The organism is Microbacterium sp. NPDC077663, from assembly GCF_044542795.1.
Lineage (GTDB): Bacteria > Actinomycetota > Actinomycetes > Actinomycetales > Microbacteriaceae > Microbacterium.
This window is the reverse complement of the sequence record NZ_JBITVE010000003.1, coordinates 572,901-589,775: the sequence shown is the minus strand read 5'-3', so window position 1 is coordinate 589,775 and position 16,875 is coordinate 572,901. Positions and strand designations below refer to the sequence as shown.

Below are 16,875 nucleotides of genomic sequence, written 5' to 3'. Positions count from 1 at the left end.
CCTTAGAGCAGCGACGGGACGCGGCTAGCCGCTTCGAGGATGCGGCGCTTCCGGTCGTCGGGGAGCTTCACGTATGTGCGCACCATCGCGAGGCTCGCCCAGCCCATGAGGTCGGCGACGACGTACGGGTCACCCTCGGCCGCGACCCAGAACCGGGTAGCCGCCCGGTGCCGCAGTTTGTGAATCGTCCAGTCACCTTCGAGCAGACGGTTGACCCGCTTTCCAAGCCACCGCGCCGAGACATGGCCGTCCTCGTCGCCGGGGAAGAGGTAGCCGCCGAGGCGTCGCGAGCGGTCCATGAGGGCGCGTGCCATGGCGCCAGTGAGAGGCACTTCCCGCAGCTTGCCGCCCTTGCCGTGAACGACGAGGTCGTACCCGAGCAGCGTTTCCACGAGGTCGTGGGCGTGGATGACGGCTATCTCGCCTCGGCGTAGGCCGTGCTCGGCCGCGAGGTCGATCCATAGCCGCTCATCGTCGTCGGCGCGCGCGAGGGCGGCGAGATAGATGCGTTCGGGGACCGGACGGGGGTTCGGGTCGCCGGGACGCACCTTGTCGAGTGCCGCGGTCGGATCGTTCAAAGTGCGGCCGCACTTCACCGCCCACGACCAGAACGCCCGGTAGGTGGTGAGGCGGCTCCGGCGAGTCTCGCGCTCCCAGTTCTGCGAGGCGAGGAAGCCCGCGAGGTCATCGGTGGTCACCTGCCACGGGCTGTACGGCACCCGGCGCGCCAGGTGCTGCAAGTGCTGTCGGCGCGTGTACGCCGACGTGCGAGCGATGCCGCCCGCGAGTTGTGAGGTTATGAAGGCCGCGATGGCATCCGGCCAGCCGTCAATAGTGTGCAATGTCGTCCCAGTGTGATGGTGCTCCCCAGCACCCTATGAAGCCGCTATTACCGAAGGGTTACGGTGTAAGCCGTTCCGTTGTCACGATTCAGTCACGGCATCCGGGCCGGGGCGCCATCGCCACTCAGCCCTCTCGCCCGGTATGTAACTCCACACGTCGGTGCAGAGGTGCCCGCGCCAGCGCTGAACCTCGGTTGTGCGCCATTGGTCATACTGAGACAGATTCGCGCGGCGGGCGCGGCGTGTGGCCACCTTGGCGGCCGACAGCGAACCGTAGACGCCCCATACCTCCAAGCTCTCTTCATAGTCCTGCACAGGGTCCACGAGGAGAAAGACGGATGCCGCGTGGCGCATCTTCATGCGAGCACGCCTTCGAGGGCGGCGTCCCAGTCGAGCAGGGGGGCGACTACAGACCAGAAGGTTAGGGGTTCGAGTCCCTTCGGGCGCACACTGTGTTGAGACAGTAACGACGAAGGCCCGCGGATTACCGCGGGCCTTCGTCGTTTTCTGTGCTCGAGACCTCACGCGGCCGTCGCCCGGAATGCCCGGGTGAGCGAGGCGGCGGCGGTGAACGCGGCGCAACGGTCGTACGCGATGTCACAGGTCCTGCACAATGGAAGGGCGAATGGCGCGACGGCACCTGCCCGTCTTCCGCATATGGTCGGGAGTCTCCATGACCTCTCCAACCCTGCCCACCGTCACCCTCAGCCGTCTGGCCGGAGAGTACGGGATCACCCGCTTCGGTGCGGAGGACCCCGTTCCGCCAGGACTGCTCGATCGGGTCGCAGCCGCCACCTTCGTGTCCGTCACGCGCACCGCGAGCGAACTGTCCATCGTCGCGCCTATCGAGTACGCGCTGGCGTCGGACACCGACGGTCCGTGGGTGGCGTGGTACGTCCAGGGCCCCATCCCGTTCGGGTTGACAGGAATCATCGGTTCCCTGGCCGCGCCTCTCGCCGAAGTGGGGTGCCCGGCATTCGTCGTTTCCACCTTCGACAGCGATGTGCTGATGACCCCCTCGGGGGACGCCCCCAGGGCTATCGAAGCCCTCACGGCCGCTGGTCACGTTCTGCGCGGGTGACGCCGCTCGGCACAGGCGTCACCGAGTTCCGCGCCGCGCATTCTTTCGACACTGCCGGGGATGTGCGCGGATCGCTGACCTTGCTGCGCTCTGATCCGGCGCGGCAAGAGGTCAGGGGCTCTGCTCGAACATCTGCCACCGGAGCACCGACGGCGGGGCCACCGCCCACGCAGTCCCCATCATCGCGTCGGTCGCTGTGTCAGGATCGCTTCGTGATGAGCGCGGCGTGGACGACGTTGACCCGCCCCGCCGACGAGGTGTGGTCCGAATCCGGTTGTGGCTACCGGCGGTGGGAGACGACGGTCGTCCTCGGGACTCGCGCCGCGCTGTGGGAGCGGGCTGCCACCGAGGTACTGCGGTGGGGAGTGAAGACCCGCAGTGGCTTCTCCGTCGACCCCGCCTCGAAGGTGACCGCCGGGCATCGTCCCGTCATCACGGCGCATCCGTTCGGCGTGTCCATCCGGGAGCCTGTCGAGGTGGTCGATGTGGTCGAGACGCCGGTCCGTGTCGGGTTCGCCTATCGCACCCTCCCCGGTCACCCGGTCTCGGGCGAGGAGGCATTCAGCGTGCACCAGCACGGTGACATGGTGCTGCTGACCATTCGTTCGCTGACCCGCCCAGCGCAAGGCGCGGGTTGGCGGTTGCTCTACCCCGCCCTCCTCATCGCGCAGATGGTCGCCCGCCGCCGGTACCTCAGAGCGCTCCGCCTCTGAGGCATCCGCGAGGTTGCACGTCTGCCTGATGAGTTGTGCACAATTCAATTGCGTGCAACCATGATCACATGAGAGCGATCGAGCAGATGGTGTGCTTCGGGGTGTACTCGGCAAGCCACGCGTTCGGGCAGGCGTATCGACGTGTGCTCGCACCGTGGAAGCTGACCTACCCGCAGTACCTCGTCATCGTCGCTCTCGGCGATCAGGAGCCCCGGTCGGTCAAGGAGCTGGGCGAAGAGCTCTTCCTCGACTCGGGCACCCTGTCGCCGCTCCTCCGTCGCCTCGAGGCGCGCGGCATCGTCTCCCGCACGCGCAATCCGCATGACGAGCGTGTCGTCGAGGTCGCGCTGACGGATGACGGCCGCACGCTCCGCTCGGAGCTGTCCGTCGTGGGCGCGGAGATCGCGCGCTGCACGGGCCTCACCGAGGAGAAGGCGCGGATGCTGCTCGACGTGGTCCACGACCTGAACCGCGTCATGCGCACCACCGACGAGGCGATCGCCTCCTGACGAAAGGACCCCCATGGAAGCCCTCTACACCGCAGAAGCCCTCGCGACCGGAGGCGGCCGCAACGGCCACGTCCGCACCGTGGACGGGATCCTCGACACCGACGTCCGCGTGCCGAAGGAGATGGGCGGATCCGGCGGCGCCCCCAACCCCGAACTCCTCTTCGCGGCCGGTTACGCCGCGTGCTTCCACGGCGCGCTGCAGGCCGTCGCGCGCAGCCAGAAGGTGACGCTCGAGGACACGAGCGTCGGTTCGCGCGTCCACATCGGCTCCAACGGCGAGGGCGGGTTCCAGCTCGCCGTCGAGCTCGAGGTCGTCATCCCGAACCTGCCGCACGACGAGGCACAGGCGCTCGCGGATGCCGCGCACCAGGTCTGCCCCTACTCGAACGCGACGCGCGGCAACATCGAGGTGACCGTCACGGTCGTCGAGGACTGACCTCCGCCGGACTCAGACGACAGGGCTCACGCGCAGCCAGCGGAAACCGCAGGCGGGCAGCGTTAGCCCTTCGTCGATCTCCAACCCGGTTCCTTCGATGAGATCGAGAGCCGTCGAGGCGAAACCCGACAGCGTCACGGCGGGGATGAGAACCGGCTCGTCGGCGACGTTGGCGAGAACCAGCACGACGCTGTCGTCGCCGGGTCGCTGATATCCCACCACCGACGGTGCCGGCACGCCGAAGCCGATCAGCCGGGAGCCGTCGAGCTCGGGCGTCGTGTGACGCACGGCGATGAGCTTCGTGAGGTTGCGATGGATGCGGCCGGCTGAGGTGGCGGCATCCATCTTCTGCGCGTAGCGATCCCGCGGCCGCTGGCCCCGGTGCACCCACCGCACGTCGTCGCGACGCTCGGGGTCGTCGCGGAAGGTCGGGTCGTTGAGCTGCCCGACCTCGTCGCCGAGCCACAGCATCGGCAGGCCCGGCAGGCTCAGCATGAGGGCGTGAGCGAGCGCGACGCGCGCCTCGCCGAGCGGGTCGCCGGACTCGACGCCCGCCAGCGACGCGGTCGTCCCCGCCACGCCGTCCTCCGTCGCCAGTCCGCGGCCGAACGACGACGGGTCGGTGAAGCGCGCGGTGAGCTCGGCGGCATCCGACGGCCACACGACCGCCTCGGCGTCGCGGACCGCGATGACGTCGGTGCGGCCGTCGCGGCGCTCCACCGCCTGCTGCAACGCTCCGGCATCGCCCGTCGCGAACGCCTGCCAGAGCGGCGCCGAACCGGGCGATGCCGGCAGCACCTCGACCCCCGGCGCGCCGATCGCGAGGACGGGGGCGACGATCGCGGCGACTTCTCGGTCGGGGAGGAGGAAGACCTCGACGCCGCGCCCGGCGAGGAAGAGCAGGTCGTCGACCAGTGCGTTCGCCTCGCGGCCCGGGGGGATGTCGACGGCGAGGGAGATCCCGGACAGGCGCAGTGCCGCCGCGAGATCCGACAGCCTGTCGATGGAGCCGAGCCCGGGATCGCCGCGGCGCAGGTCGACCGAGCCGTCCTCCCGCCGGGCGAACGGCGACTGGACGTGCAGGACGCTCACGCCCAGATCGCGCAGCATCCCGATCTCGTCGCGCAGTCCCGCGAGGTTGCCCGCGTACCGGTCGGCGAAGCACGCCGCGCCGAGGGCGAATCGCGAACGGGTGGCCGTCTTGTGCGCGGCACGCTGCTCGCCGTGCACCTTGAGATCGAGCGAGCGGCCGTTCGCGGCGACGACCGCGGCCGTCACGAGCTCGACGAGTGTCTCGTTCGTCGTGACTCCCCGGTGCCCGAGCGCGGCGCGGAGATCGGGAAGGTGCCGGCGGATGCGGTCGGCCGCGGCATCGTCGTCGCGTGTGCGTTCTGCGACGGCCGCCAGCGTGGCAGCGAGTCCGTCCTCGACGGCCCCCATGGTGCTCATGCGGTGGACCTCCCGCCCCCAGCGTAGAGGGCCCGGCGATCCCGCCTCAGTCGGCGCGGCCGACCGTACTGTCGAGGAAGGCGTGGATCGTCGCGTGGAGTGCTGCGGTGGCCGCCGCGTCGATCGTGCCCGCGTGACCGCCTTCGACGGGCTCGAGGTAGTGCACCTCGGCATCCGTCTCGTCCGCCATGCGGGCGGCCATCTTGCGCGCCTGCACGGGTCCCACCCGATCGTCGCTGGCCGCGGCGTAGATGAGGGATGCCGGGTACCGCCGCCCGGGCTCGATCAGGTGGTACGGCGAGAACGTCTTCACGAACTCCCAGTCGGCCGGGTCGTCGGGGTCGCCGTACTCGGCGATCCAGCTGGCGCCGGCGGACAGGCGCGTGTAGCGACGCATGTCGAGGAGCGGGACGCCGCAGACGATCGCGCCGAAGTCGTCGGGGTACTGCGTCAGCATGTTGCCCACGAGCAGACCGCCGTTGCTGCGCCCGTGGCAGGCGATGCGGTCGGGGGTGGAGACGCCGCGGGCGACGAGGTCGCGCGCGACGGCGGCGAAGTCCTCGTAGGCGCGGTGCCGGTTCTCGCGGAGTGCGGCGAGATGCCACTCCGGCCCGAACTCGCCGCCGCCACGGATGTTCGCGACGACGTAGACGCTGCCTCGCTCCAGCCAGGCCGGTCCCACGATCGTCGGGTACTCGGGGGTCAGGGCGTGCTCGAAGCCGCCGTAGCCGTTCATCAGCACGGGCAGTGCGCCGGCGCGCTCGCGGGGGCCGACCTCGAAGTACGGCACGCGGGTGCCGTCGGCCGACGTCGCCCAGTGCTGCTGGGCGACGAGCCCGGTCGTGTCGAAGGTCGCGCGGCTGCGATCGACCACTCGCGGCGCGGCGCCCGGATCGAGCACGAGGAGGGTCGGCGGGGTGAGGAACCCGCGCGCGACCACCCAGATCTGATCGTCCTCGTCGTCGTCGGCGGTCGCGACGTTCGCGCTGAAGAGGTCATCGTCGCCGAGGCCCAGGTCGAGATCGTCGCCCATCAGCGTCGCGGGGTCGAGCGACACCAGCCGGCTCTGCACGCGGTCGAGCACGGTCAGGACGAGCCGGGTCTTCGTCCACGTCCAGGACTCGAGGACGGCGGTGTCGGTGGGGGTGAAGGCCACCCGCAGGTCGGACCCGTCGCCGCTCGTCACGGTTTCGACCGGTTCCAGCAGCAGGGTGCCCGACGGATGCGTCGTGTCGCCGATGCGCCATGGTGTGGTGGTGCGCACGGCGATGACTTCGCCGTGCACGTCGGCGTGGGCGTCCTGCGGGACGGCGATCAGGCGCGGTTCGCCGCCGGCCCAGACCCATGACTCGGAGTGGAAGAAGTCGTGCGCGACGACGACGATCGGTGTCGCCGTGCCCGCGGTGCGGTCGACGTGCACGAACACCCCGACGTCGGAGGACGAGCCCGTGACGATCGGGGACGCGTCGTCGAGGCGCTCGCCGCGACGCCAGGCGCGGGCGCTGATCGGGTACCCCGAGTCCGTCATACCGCCGCCGTGCAGTGCCGTCGCGACGAGCAGGGTGTCGCGATCGATCCACGAGACGCGATGCTTGTCGGCGCCGAGGGTGAAGGGGGTCTCCTCGACGAACCGCCGGGACTCCAGGTCGAACTCGCGCACGACGGCGGCGTCACCGCCGTCGGGGCTGAGGCGCACCAGTGCGCGCCCGCTGCCGACGGGCCCGTGGGTCGCGCCGGCGAACGCCCATGACCGGCCTTCGTCGCGCCCCAGCGCGTCGATGTCGAGGAGCACCTCCCAGACGGGGGAGCCGTCCGCGAAGTCGGCGAGCGGGGTCCGGCGCCAGAGACCGCGCGGGTTGTCGGCATCCCGCCACAGGTCGTACATGAGGTCGCCGTGACGACTCGGTACGACGAGTCGATCGGGGTCCTGCAGGATGCCGGTGAGCCGGCTCTCGAGCGCGTCCCGGGTGGCGCCCGCGTAGGCGGCTTCGGTCTCCGCCGTCCGTTCGGCGGCCCAGGCGAGGGCCTCGGCGCCGTCGATCTGCTCCAGCCAGAGGAAGGGGTCGGCGGGTTCGGGGGCGGTCTCGGCAGCGCTCATCACGTCAGCCTACGGGCACGCTTCGACCGGTCGTTCGCCCTGCGAGAACCGTTGGCACTCGACATGCCAGAGTGCTAATCTTTTCTTACTTGAGCCGCGAAGGCTCAACTTTGAGACCACATGAACAAAGGAGAGAATCATGGCGACCTACGACCCGTTCCGTGACATCGACCGCCTGGCGTCGACGCTCTTCGACACGCGCCGCGGCCCGCGACGGATGCCGATGGATCTGTACCGCGACGGTGACCACTACGTCCTCAACGCGGACCTCCCCGGCATCGACCCGGGTTCGGTCGACATCGACGTCGACGGCCAGCTGCTGACGATCCGGGCGGAGCGCACGCTCTCGTCGGGCGAGGGTGTCAAGTGGATCACGCGCGAGCGCGAGACCGCGAGCTTCCTCCGCCAGCTGAACCTCGGCCAGGGCATCGACACCGACGCGATCACCGCGACCTACAACAACGGCGTCCTGACCGTCACCATCCCGGTGAGCGAGAAGGCCAAGCCGCGCAAGGTCGAGGTCGTCGCCAACGGTTCGGCGCCGACCGTCGCTGCCCGCGAGAGCGAGCCGCAGCCGATCGACCAGTGATCCCGGCGCCGTCACGGCGATGAGATGACGATCGCCCCGCACCCCGTCTCGGGTGCGGGGCGATCGTCGTTCCGTCAGACGCCGCGCAGGCGTGCGGTGAGCTTCTCGAGCTGTGCGAGTTCGTCGTCGGTGAGCACCGACATCCGCTCGGCGATCGTGCGCCCGTGCGTCGTCGCGAGTCGGCGGAACATCGTCGCGCCCTTCTCGGTCGCGCGCAGCAGAGCCCCCCGGCCGTCCTGCGGGTCGGGGCACTTGGAGATGAGCCCGCGCGCGACCATCCGGTCGACGAGCCGCGAGACGCTCGGCTGACTGATCAACATGTTCGCCGTCACGTCGCGCAGCCGGGCCGTGTGCTCAGCGCACCGCGTCACCGTGAGGAGGACGTCGTACTCGGCGCTCGAGAGATGCTCGTCGTCGAAGTCCTGGGAGATCTCCGCCAAGACCTCGTGCTGCGCGCGGAAGAGGCTCTCCCACGCGGCGATGGCGAGGCGGCGGTCGGTCATGGCGTCAACTGTAGCGTCGCTCATAGGGTTGACCGCGTGCAGCCTTGGTCCCGTCGTCTCGCCCGTGCTGGAGCCGTCGTCGCCGTCGTCCTCGGCGTCCTGATCGGGGCGCCGCAGGCGGCGAACGCCGACGTCGAGGACTTCTCATTCGACAGTCTCGACGTCGACTACACCCTCACTCGCGCCGACGACGGCACGAGTCGGATGCAGGTCGTCGAGCGGTTCGTGGCGGTGTTCCCCGAGACCGATCAGAACCGCGGCATCCGACGTGTCATCCCGGGTGAGTACGACGGTCAGCCGTTGCGGCCGAGCTTCGAGTCGGCGGTGGACGCGAGCGGCGACCCGTGGGAGGTCGTCGAGACGGACGAGGGTGAGGACGGATTGGTCGTGACCGCGCGATCCGAGGACTACGTCCACGGCCGCCAGACCTTCGTCCTCACCTACGCGCTCGACAACGTGACGCGCGAGTTCCCCGACACGGGACTCGAGCTCTACTGGGACGTGAACGGGTTCGACTCGGCGCAGTCGTTCGGTGAGGTGACCGCGAGGCTGCACCTCGGTGGCGAGATCGCGGATGCCGTGGGTGCGCTCGCGTGCTACGCCGGGCCGTTCGGCGCCGAGACGCCGTGCGACGGCATCAACGTCGACACGTCCGGCTCGAGTGCGACGGTTGTCGCGCGGCAGGCCGGGCTGGGTCCGCATGAATCGCTGACCTTCGCGGTCGGCTTCGCCGACGGCACCTTCGAACCGCTCGACACCTCTTACCTCGGCACGCTGCTCGGCTGGGGCCACGCGGCTGCCGGTGCGGGTCTGGTCGGGGTCGCGGGCTGGGCGCTGTGGCTGCGCCGCCGCCACCTCTCCGACGGCGCCGGCAGGCCGACGGTGATCGCGGAATCGCAACCGCCCGCGGGGGTCGATGCGCTGCACGCGGCGGTGCTGCTGCAGAAGACCGGCAAGGCCATCCCCGCCGAGGTGCTCGAGCAGGCGATCGTCGGATCCATCCGCATCACCGAGGGGGAGAAGCCCCGATGGGGGTCCGCGAAGCTCGTCGCCGAACTGGTCGACGCCTCACGCGCCGACGCCGATGGCCGGGCGCTCCTGCAGGGACTGTTCCCCGACGGCAAGGCGGGGGATCGTTTCGAGTTCGGCACCTCCGACACGCGGCTCTCCGCGACAGCGCAGCGCATTCTGAAGGAGGCCGAGTCGGCCCTGCGCGATCGCGGCTGGCGGCGCGACGTCCCCGCGTGGGTGCGCGCGGTGCCGGTTCTCGTCGCCGCCCTGCTCGTGGCCGTGGTCGTCGTCGCGACGATCGTGCTGACCGATCGGGCGGTCGATCCGCTGTGGCCGTTCATCGGACTCTTCGGCGGGATCGTCGTCTTCATCGCGGTGATCGGGATGATCGCCCGCAAGCCGCTCACGGAGAGCGGTGCAGAGGTGCGGGACCATCTCGCGGGGCTGCGTCAGTTCATCGAATGGGCGGAGGCCGACCGCATCCGGATGCTGCAATCACCTGGAGGTGCGGAGCGCCGCCCCATCGACACGGGCGATCCTCGCGTGATGCTCGACCTGTACGAGCGACTGCTGCCCTACGCGGTCGTGTTCGGGCAGGAGAAGCAGTGGGCCGGGCACCTCGCCGTGCTGTACGCCTCTGCGGGCGTCGCTGCGCCGGTCTGGTACGCGGGCTCCGGCGGTTTCGACGCGGCGTCGTTCTCATCGAGCATCGGATCGCTGTCGGCGGCCTCGACCTCGTCGGCGTCGACGGGCGGGTCCAGCGGCGGCGGAAGCGCCGGTGGTGGCGGGGGAGGCGGCGGCGTCGGCGGTGTCTGACCGATCGGATGCCGGTGGGTAACCGCGTCGTCACACTCTGTTCGCGTGTCGAGGAGAGAATTCTCACGAAGACTCTTGTTGCTATGTCCTGACAATTAGGGCGAGCGTCGATAGTCTGCGACAACCCCACCAACCGACGGAAGTGAGGCGCGCCCGTGAGCGTGAAGAGACAGACGAGCAGATCCGGTGTACGGACCGGCGCAGCGATGGGTGGCCTCGGCATCCTCGTCGCCTGCACCTTGACGGCGGGGCCTGCATTCGCGGCCACCGGATTCACCGCAGAGCAGAAGAACGCGACGTACACGTCGGACGCCGCGGCGTCCACGGGCGACTCGAGCGCACCCAGCGCCGACAACTGGTCGGTACAGATGATGGACGTCTTCGATGACCTCCGCACCGACCGCGGCGAGGGCGGCAACGCCGCCGTCATGGACTACAACGACGAGATCACGAGCCGCATCAACCTCACCGCGTCCGACGAGCAGGTGCAGCGCGCGATCGTCGACCAGTACGACGACATGTCGATCAGCATGGCCGACGCATTCGGTGAGGAGCTCGGCGCGATCTACACCGAGGCGGCACTGGCCGGTGACCTGCCGAAGACGACGTGGCTGCTCAGCAAGGAGAGCGGCAAGCTCGGCTCGACCTCCTCGAGCAACCCGCCGAAGAACTACTTCGACTACGACCGTCCCTACCTGCGGCTCGACACCACGACTCAGCTCGAGTATCGCGACAAGGAGGGCGGCGACGCGTGGGGCTCGACGAGCGGATCGTATCCGTCGGGCCACACGTCGCAGGCCTACTGGCAGGGCACGGCGCTCGCCGAGATGCTGCCGGAGCTCGCGCCGCAGATCCTCGCGCGCACGGCGGAGGCGGGGGACAACCGCATCGTCATGGCGGCGCACTATGCGCTGGACGTCATCAGCGGTCGCATGATGGGCCAGAAGATCATCGCCCTCCGGCTCGCGGACCCCGAGATGCGCGCGCTCGTCGATGAAGCGGGCCAGGAGATCCGCGACGTCCTCGAGGCGGGATGCGGTGACACGCTCGAGAAGTGCATCGCGCACGACACTCCGTACAAGTCCACCGAGGACGCCGTGGCGTACTACGAGGAGCACCTCGGCTACGGCTTCCCCGACGTCGGCCCGAAGGGTGAGCCGGTCGTCGTCCCCGAGGGGGCGGAGGAGCTCCTCGTCTCGGCACAGCCCGACCTGACGCCTGAGCAGCGCCGACAACTGCTCGCACTGACGGCGGCCGACTCGGGTCATCCGCTGGACGTGGGCGAACAGGAGAGCTGGCAGCGCATGAACCTCGCCGCCGCGATGGCCGCGGAGGTCACCGTGAAGGACGACGGCTCGATCGTCATCGGGGATGCCGGTGGTGAACCCACTCCGACCCCGGAACCCACCCCCGGGCCCGACCCGGAGCCCACGCCCGAGCCGACTCCGTCGCCGCAGCCCGAACCGACCCCCACGCCCACGCCCGAGCCGACTCCGGCTCCGCAGCCGTCTCTGCCGTCGACCGGTGGTGCGCTGAGCGCTCCCGTGGCGAACGGCGACGACCTGCCGGCGGCAGCGGAGGGCGGCATCCAGGCATCCGTCCGTGGCGACCGCGTCGTCGTGTCGGGCCTGACCGCGGGCGAGCGGTACTACGGGTTCCTCTACTCGACGCCGACCGCTCTCGGAGGGGTGACGGCGGATGCCGCCGGCTCAGCGACGTTCGCATTGCCGGCCGATGTCGAGCCCGGCGCACACCGCGTGGCGGTCGTCGACGCGTCGGGTGAACTCGTCGGCTGGGCGTCGGTGACGGTGGGAGCTGAAGAGGCTGCGGTCGTCGACGACGAGCTCGCCTCGACCGGTGGCCAGTCCGCTCCGCTGTGGATCGCGGGTGGTGCCGGGGTGGCGTTGCTCGCCGTGGGTGTCGTGCTGATCATGCGTCGTCGTCGGACCTCGACCGTCTGACGCGCAACGCAGTAAGGGCCGGCTGGAGAGGCATCCAGCCGGCCCTTGTCCCTTTGCACCAAGAGTGTCCTGCAATCACATGTCGGTAGCTGCCACAGCAAAACATCTACCGTGCAATGAATGTATAACGGCGAGATAACGGTGGCAAGGGTTTCTTGTTATCAATTTGTGATGCGCCACCGAGGGGTGCGCTGAAGTCACTCGCCTGGGACGGATCTCCCTCTAATCGACAGGCGTAGATTAGAGGGAGATCGAAAGGAGTTCCCCATGGGACGAATCACCGGAAAGGTCGCGCTCATCAGCGGAGGCGCGCGCGGCATGGGCGCCGAGCACGCCAAACTGTTCGTGCAGGAAGGCGCGCAGGTCGTCATCGGCGATCTGCTGGATGAGGCGGGCGAGGCGCTCGCCGCCGAACTCGGCGACGCGGTGCGCTACGTGCACCTGGATGTGACCACGTACGCGGACTGGGAGAAGGCCGTCGCCGTGGCCGAGCAGGAGTTCGGCCGACTCGACATCGTCGTGAACAACGCGGGTATCGCCAACTTCGCCACGATCGAGGAATACTCCCTCGAGCAGTGGGACCAGATCATCGCGATCAATCTGACCGGCGTCTTCTACGGCATCAAGGCGGCGATCGAGCCGCTCAAGCGCAGCGGCGCCGGCTCGATCATCAACGTGTCGTCGACGGCGGGACTGCAGGGTTACGAGGCGCTCCCCGGCTACAACGCGTCGAAGTTCGGCGTGCGCGGTCTCACGAAGAACGCCGCGCTCGACCTCGGGCGTTACAACATCCGCGTCAACTCGGTGCACCCGGGAGCGATCCGCACCCCGATGACCGAGGGGCTCGACGCCTCGCAGAACCACGTCGCCCTGCACCGGATGGGGGAGGCCGTCGAGCTGTCGCGGCTCGTCCTGTTCCTTGCCAGCGACGAGTCGAGCTTCTCGACGGGGGCCGAGTTCGTCGCCGACGGCGGAGAGACGGCCGGTCTGGCACGCTACGGGGCGTGACGATCGACCCTCGGCAGGCACGCACCAGCGCCGCTCTGCGCGCGGCGCTGGTGCGCCTGCTGGCGGACCGACCCCTCGCGGCGGTGTCGGTCGCGGAACTCTGTCGCGAGGCGGGGGTGCACCGCACCACCTTCTACAAGCATGCCGCTGGCGTCGACGAGTTCGCTGTCGCCATGCTGACGGAGGAGATCGACACGATCGCCGCGATCGAGGGAGATGTGCGCACTGAAGCGGACGCGGCACGCGTGTACCACGCGGTGACCCGTCGCCTGCTGGAGTGGCTCGCCGGCCAGCGCGAGCTGTACCGAGCGCTCCTCGAGTCCTCGGCCCGAGGCGCACTCCGCTCGGCGTTGAGCGATGTGCTGCGCCGGCGCGCGCACACGGCGCTGCAGCAGCTCGCCGACGCGGGCATCTCCGGCGCACCGAGATCCGCGCGGGACCGCGACGAGGCCGCCGCGTTCATCGCGGGGGGTCTCGTCGGCGCCATGGACGTCTGGATCCGTGAGGACGACGTGGATGCCGCGGCCGCCGAGGCCCGCATCTTCCGTCTGATGCCGGAGTGGTGGCCCGGCGTCCACTGAGCGCCGTGCGCCGCGCCGCCTCCCCGGCTCAGGCCGGGTACACCTGAACGACCGAGGGCCGCGGCGCGTTCGGGACGTCGCCCGCCCGCGTCGATCCGTAGTCCGGGAACAGTGAGGTGGGAGTCGCGACGGTGCCGTTCTCGCCGGGATGCTGCACGGCGACGAACACGAGCTTCTCGCGCGCGTGGATGACGGGACCGCAGGTCTCGGCCTCGCGGGGGACTGAGAGGAACTGCTGCACGTGGCCGCGTTCCTTGCCGGTCAGCGGCACCCGGAACAGGCCGTCGTTGAACCCGATCGTGCTGGGCGCGCCGTCGGTCGAGATCCACAGGGTGCCGTCCTCGTCGAAGGCGAGGTTGTCGGGGCAGGAGATCGGCGACACCTTGTCCTTGGGGTAACCCGCGAAGTAGGTGCTCGGGTCGGAGGGGTTGCCGCACTGCAGCAGGATGCTCCAGCCGAAGCTCGTCCCGGCCTGCCCGCGGCGCTCGGTGAGCTCGATCACGTGACCGTACCGGTTGCCCGTGCGGGGGTTCGCCTCATCCACCATCGACGTCTTGCCGCGATCGGAGTTGTTCGTCAGTGCGACGTAGACCTTGCCGGTCCGCGGGCTCGGCTGCACGTCCTCGGGGCGGTCCATCTTCGTGGCACCGACCTTGTCGGCGGCCAGTCGCGTGTAGACGAGGACCGCTTCCGTCGTCATACCCGGCACGACGCTCTTGCCGTTCCGGGTCAACGCCACCCACTCGCCGGTGCCGTCGAACGCGCCGTCCGCCGGCAGCGTGCCCGAGCCGTCGATCTGCGCGGCGGGCGAGTCGCCGCGGAACCGGGCGACATAGAGGTCGCCCTCCGACAGCAGCGTCATGTTCTTCTTGCGCCACCCGCTGATGCGGTTCTTCGAGACGAACTTGTAGAGGTAGTCGTTGCGCTCGTCGTCACCCATGTAGGCGACGACCCGGCGGTCCTCGGCGACGATGACGTTCGCCCCTTCGTGCTTGAAGCGTCCCATGGCGGTGTGCTTCCTGGGGGTGGAGGTCGGGTCCTCCGGGTCGATCTCGACGATGTACCCGAACCGATTGGGCTCGTTGACGTAGCCGGCGTCGAACGAGTCGAACCGGGGGTCGTACTGCTCCCAGCCCGTCGAGGTCGTCCGCGAGGCGCTCGCCTGGTAGCGCTTCTGCCCCGCTGTGTCGGCCGCCCACGCGAAGTATCCGTTGAAGTTCTCCTCGCCCGAGAGGACGGTGCCCCACGGGGTCGTGCCGCCGGCGCAGTTGCCCAGCGTGCCCTTGACCCAGCGGCCTTCCGGGTCGGCGGCGGTGGTCACGAGGTCGGAGCCGGCGGCGGGGCCGGTGAGCTCGAAGACGGTCTCGACCGTGATGCGGCGGTTGCGGCGGCCGTCGACGACGTACTGCCACGGCGCACCGCGGCGACGACGCTTCAGCTCGACGACGGACATGCCCTGCGCCGCCTTGTAGACCTCGCCGCGGCGGCGGAGCTCTGCGGCATCCGTCGTCGGGGCGAACATGATGTTCGGGTTCACGTACTCGTGGTTGTTGACGAGCACTCCGGCCTTGCCGCTGCGGTCGGCGAGGATGTCGAGGTAGTCGCAGTTATACCCGAACTGGCGCGCCTGCGCGGCCGGGCTCTGGGCCTCGAGCGAGAACGTCGGCGCGTCGGAGAAGAGCCGGTCTCCCCAGCGGATGATGGGCGACCAGGTGTAGCCCTTCGGCACGGTCAGCGCGTCGACGGATGCCGGGACCGGAGCGATCGGCTGGAACGGAAGACCGTGCCCGCCGTGGCTCCGCGCGGCCTCGAGCAGTCCGCCGGTCGTCGCAGACGCGGCAGGCGGGTTCACGAGGCCGAAGGCGTCGGTCGCGACGACGACGGCGCCCGCTGCGGCGGCGCCGATCAGCGTGCGGCGCGAGAGGGCGAGCTCGGCGATGCTGCGGAATGTCGGATTGTCGGATCCATTGCACTCCGGGCCGAGGCAGGCGTTCGCGCACTTGAATCGGCAGGTCACGGCCGATCGCTTGCCGACGGCGTGCGTCGCGAGCGGGAGGGACGTGCGGGTCGTGGGGGGTTGCAAGGTCGTCACCGATCCAGCATCCGTCGCCGTTCCTGCGACGGGGTGAATCGCACGTGAACTCCGGGTGACGGTCGACCCGGGAGGGCGGCTAGCCCGCGGCGACCGCGAGAAGCCCGGCCACCCCGACCCCGTAGAGGACGAGGACGGTCAGCGAGTCGACGCCCATGCCGAGCACGCGCCGCGACGGACGGAAGACGAGCCCGACGACGTAGACGAGGGTCAGCAGCGCCGCCAGTGCGGTCAGGTAGATGTCCGTCGCGCCCGCCCGCGGCAGCACCGCCTGGCCCGAGATCACCGTCGCGACGAGGAACAGCACCGGCAGGAACGCGTTGCCGCCGAAAATGTCGCTCATGGCGAGGTTGTCGTCGCCCTGCCGGATGGCCTGGAGCCCAGTCGAAATCTCGGGCAGCGCGGTCGCGAGCGCCAGGAAGGTCGCGCCGAAGAGCACACCCGACAGCCCGATGTCCTCGGCGATGGCGTCCCCGGCGCGCTCGAGCACCACGCCGGCGCCGAGCGTTGCCGCGGCGGCGATCACGAAGATCGTGACGACCAGCCACGTCGGCCGTGCCTTGTGCGGGTGCTGCGGTTTCGCGCGGCGGTGACCGGGGGTGTGCGGCGACGCGTCCTCGGCCGTCCCGTTGCGGTGCCACGGGAGGTGGCTGCCGGCGCGCTGCACCAGCAGCAGCCCCAGGATCCAGAGTGCTGTGATGAGCACGACGTCGGGCGTCAGCCGGGCGAACACGAGACCCTCGGGCAGCTGGCTGCCGGCAACGACGGCGGCAAGCACCGCGACCACCACGATGCCCTCGAGCACGAGCACCAGGGACGCCGCCCGGTAGGTCAGCGGCTTCACTGCGCGTCCGCGTCGCCCGAACGCGTCGAGGACGACCAGCACGACGGTCTGCAGCGCGATGCCACCGAGGATGTTGCCGACCGCGACGTCGAGGTTTCCGGCCGCGGCCGCGCTGACGGTGACCGCGATCTCGGGGAGGTTGGTCGCGACCGCGAGGATGATGAGCCCGCCGAAGGCGCTCCCGATGTGCCAGCGTGCATCCAGCACATCGGTGGTCTTCGACAGCTGGATGCCGGCGATCCAGACGACGGCGGCGGCCGCGACGAAGATCACCACAACGAGCCAGAACGGGAACGAGTTCACCGCCCCAGTGCACACCCCGTCGGGCTGATGCGGAAGGAG

16 protein-coding genes are annotated in these 16,875 nt (G+C 69.7%); 9 read left to right on the top strand and 7 right to left on the bottom strand.

All coding sequences use genetic code 11. The annotated features are described in order from the left end of the window. Positions 1-2 precede the first annotated feature (2 nt). On the bottom strand, positions 3-842 hold the full coding sequence (locus ACIGEP_RS15475; RefSeq protein WP_396662515.1) for a tyrosine-type recombinase/integrase: 840 nt from the start codon (positions 840-842) through the stop codon (positions 3-5). Positions 843-923: 81 nt separating this feature from the next. Next, positions 924-1,202 (bottom strand): hypothetical protein, encoded by a 279-nt coding sequence (locus tag ACIGEP_RS15470; protein WP_396662514.1) that lies wholly within the window; start codon positions 1,200-1,202, stop codon positions 924-926. Positions 1,203-1,515: 313 nt separating this feature from the next. On the opposite strand from ACIGEP_RS15470, the gene ACIGEP_RS15465 reads away from it, so the two are divergent. The 4 genes from ACIGEP_RS15465 to ACIGEP_RS15450 all read left to right on the top strand — a co-directional run bounded on the left by ACIGEP_RS15465 (position 1,516) and on the right by ACIGEP_RS15450 (position 3,581). Next, a complete protein-coding gene (locus ACIGEP_RS15465) occupies positions 1,516-1,923 on the top strand; it encodes an ACT domain-containing protein (protein WP_396662513.1) in 408 nt (135 codons plus the stop codon). Positions 1,924-2,138: 215 nt separating this feature from the next. Beyond that, entirely contained in the window at positions 2,139-2,636 is a 498-nt protein-coding gene (locus tag ACIGEP_RS15460) for a DUF1990 family protein (protein ID WP_396662512.1), read from the top strand. A 68-nt stretch (positions 2,637-2,704) separates the two neighbouring features. After that, entirely contained in the window at positions 2,705-3,145 is a 441-nt protein-coding gene (locus ACIGEP_RS15455; protein WP_396662511.1) for a MarR family winged helix-turn-helix transcriptional regulator, read from the top strand. A gap of 13 nt (positions 3,146-3,158) precedes the next feature. Then, positions 3,159-3,581 carry an organic hydroperoxide resistance protein gene (locus ACIGEP_RS15450; protein ID WP_396662510.1) on the top strand — a complete coding sequence of 141 codons (423 nt, stop codon included), beginning with the start codon at positions 3,159-3,161 and terminating at the stop codon, positions 3,579-3,581. 12 nt (positions 3,582-3,593) lie between these two features. On the opposite strand, the gene ACIGEP_RS15445 is transcribed toward ACIGEP_RS15450, so the two are convergent. Continuing rightward, entirely contained in the window at positions 3,594-5,030 is a 1,437-nt protein-coding gene (locus tag ACIGEP_RS15445; protein ID WP_396662509.1) for a DUF3459 domain-containing protein, read from the bottom strand. 46 nt (positions 5,031-5,076) lie between these two features. After that, a complete protein-coding gene (locus ACIGEP_RS15440) occupies positions 5,077-7,128 on the bottom strand; it encodes a prolyl oligopeptidase family protein (protein WP_396662508.1) in 2,052 nt (683 codons plus the stop codon). A 139-nt stretch (positions 7,129-7,267) separates the two neighbouring features. On the opposite strand from ACIGEP_RS15440, the gene ACIGEP_RS15435 reads away from it, so the two are divergent. Then, positions 7,268-7,717, top strand: a complete 450-nt coding sequence (locus ACIGEP_RS15435; protein WP_396662507.1) for an Hsp20/alpha crystallin family protein — start codon at positions 7,268-7,270, stop codon at positions 7,715-7,717. A 74-nt stretch (positions 7,718-7,791) separates the two neighbouring features. On the opposite strand, the gene ACIGEP_RS15430 is transcribed toward ACIGEP_RS15435, so the two are convergent. Next, entirely contained in the window at positions 7,792-8,220 is a 429-nt protein-coding gene (locus tag ACIGEP_RS15430) for a MarR family winged helix-turn-helix transcriptional regulator (protein WP_396662506.1), read from the bottom strand. A 36-nt stretch (positions 8,221-8,256) separates the two neighbouring features. On the opposite strand from ACIGEP_RS15430, the gene ACIGEP_RS15425 reads away from it, so the two are divergent. The 4 genes from ACIGEP_RS15425 (at position 8,257) to ACIGEP_RS15410 (ending at position 13,597) form a co-directional block, all read left to right on the top strand. Then, a complete protein-coding gene (locus tag ACIGEP_RS15425) occupies positions 8,257-10,047 on the top strand; it encodes a DUF2207 family protein (protein ID WP_396662505.1) in 1,791 nt (596 codons plus the stop codon). A 155-nt stretch (positions 10,048-10,202) separates the two neighbouring features. Then, positions 10,203-12,008, top strand: coding sequence for a phosphatase PAP2 family protein (locus ACIGEP_RS15420; protein ID WP_396662504.1), 1,806 nt, complete (start codon positions 10,203-10,205; stop codon positions 12,006-12,008). Between the two features lie 267 nt (positions 12,009-12,275). Beyond that, entirely contained in the window at positions 12,276-13,016 is a 741-nt protein-coding gene (locus tag ACIGEP_RS15415; protein ID WP_396662503.1) for an SDR family oxidoreductase, read from the top strand. Further along, positions 13,013-13,597 carry a TetR/AcrR family transcriptional regulator gene (locus ACIGEP_RS15410; protein WP_396662502.1) on the top strand — a complete coding sequence of 195 codons (585 nt, stop codon included), beginning with the start codon at positions 13,013-13,015 and terminating at the stop codon, positions 13,595-13,597. The genes ACIGEP_RS15415 and ACIGEP_RS15410 overlap by 4 nt, the downstream gene beginning before the upstream one ends. A 28-nt stretch (positions 13,598-13,625) precedes the next feature. On the opposite strand, the gene ACIGEP_RS15405 is transcribed toward ACIGEP_RS15410, so the two are convergent. Beyond that, on the bottom strand, positions 13,626-15,680 hold the full coding sequence (locus ACIGEP_RS15405) for a PhoX family protein (RefSeq protein ID WP_396662619.1): 2,055 nt from the start codon (positions 15,678-15,680) through the stop codon (positions 13,626-13,628). A gap of 88 nt (positions 15,681-15,768) precedes the next feature. After that, positions 15,769-16,836, bottom strand: coding sequence for a sodium:calcium antiporter (locus tag ACIGEP_RS15400; protein WP_396662501.1), 1,068 nt, complete (start codon positions 16,834-16,836; stop codon positions 15,769-15,771). Positions 16,837-16,875 lie beyond the last annotated feature (39 nt).

What these genes read in the sequence shown, in the direction of transcription:
- ACIGEP_RS15460 (WP_396662512.1), top strand. Translation starts at nt 2,139, where the DNA reads ATGAGCGCGGCGTGGACGACGTTGACCCGCCCCGCCGACGAGGTGTGG.
- ACIGEP_RS15440 (WP_396662508.1), bottom strand. Translation starts at nt 7,128, where the DNA reads ATGAGCGCTGCCGAGACCGCCCCCGAACCCGCCGACCCCTTCCTCTGG.
- ACIGEP_RS15465 (WP_396662513.1), top strand. Translation starts at nt 1,516, where the DNA reads ATGACCTCTCCAACCCTGCCCACCGTCACCCTCAGCCGTCTGGCCGGA.
- ACIGEP_RS15470 (WP_396662514.1), bottom strand. Translation starts at nt 1,202, where the DNA reads ATGAAGATGCGCCACGCGGCATCCGTCTTTCTCCTCGTGGACCCTGTG.
- ACIGEP_RS15455 (WP_396662511.1), top strand. Translation starts at nt 2,705, where the DNA reads ATGAGAGCGATCGAGCAGATGGTGTGCTTCGGGGTGTACTCGGCAAGC.
- ACIGEP_RS15435 (WP_396662507.1), top strand. Translation starts at nt 7,268, where the DNA reads ATGGCGACCTACGACCCGTTCCGTGACATCGACCGCCTGGCGTCGACG.
- ACIGEP_RS15450 (WP_396662510.1), top strand. Translation starts at nt 3,159, where the DNA reads ATGGAAGCCCTCTACACCGCAGAAGCCCTCGCGACCGGAGGCGGCCGC.
- ACIGEP_RS15445 (WP_396662509.1), bottom strand. Translation starts at nt 5,030, where the DNA reads ATGAGCACCATGGGGGCCGTCGAGGACGGACTCGCTGCCACGCTGGCG.
- ACIGEP_RS15415 (WP_396662503.1), top strand. Translation starts at nt 12,276, where the DNA reads ATGGGACGAATCACCGGAAAGGTCGCGCTCATCAGCGGAGGCGCGCGC.
- ACIGEP_RS15430 (WP_396662506.1), bottom strand. Translation starts at nt 8,220, where the DNA reads ATGACCGACCGCCGCCTCGCCATCGCCGCGTGGGAGAGCCTCTTCCGC.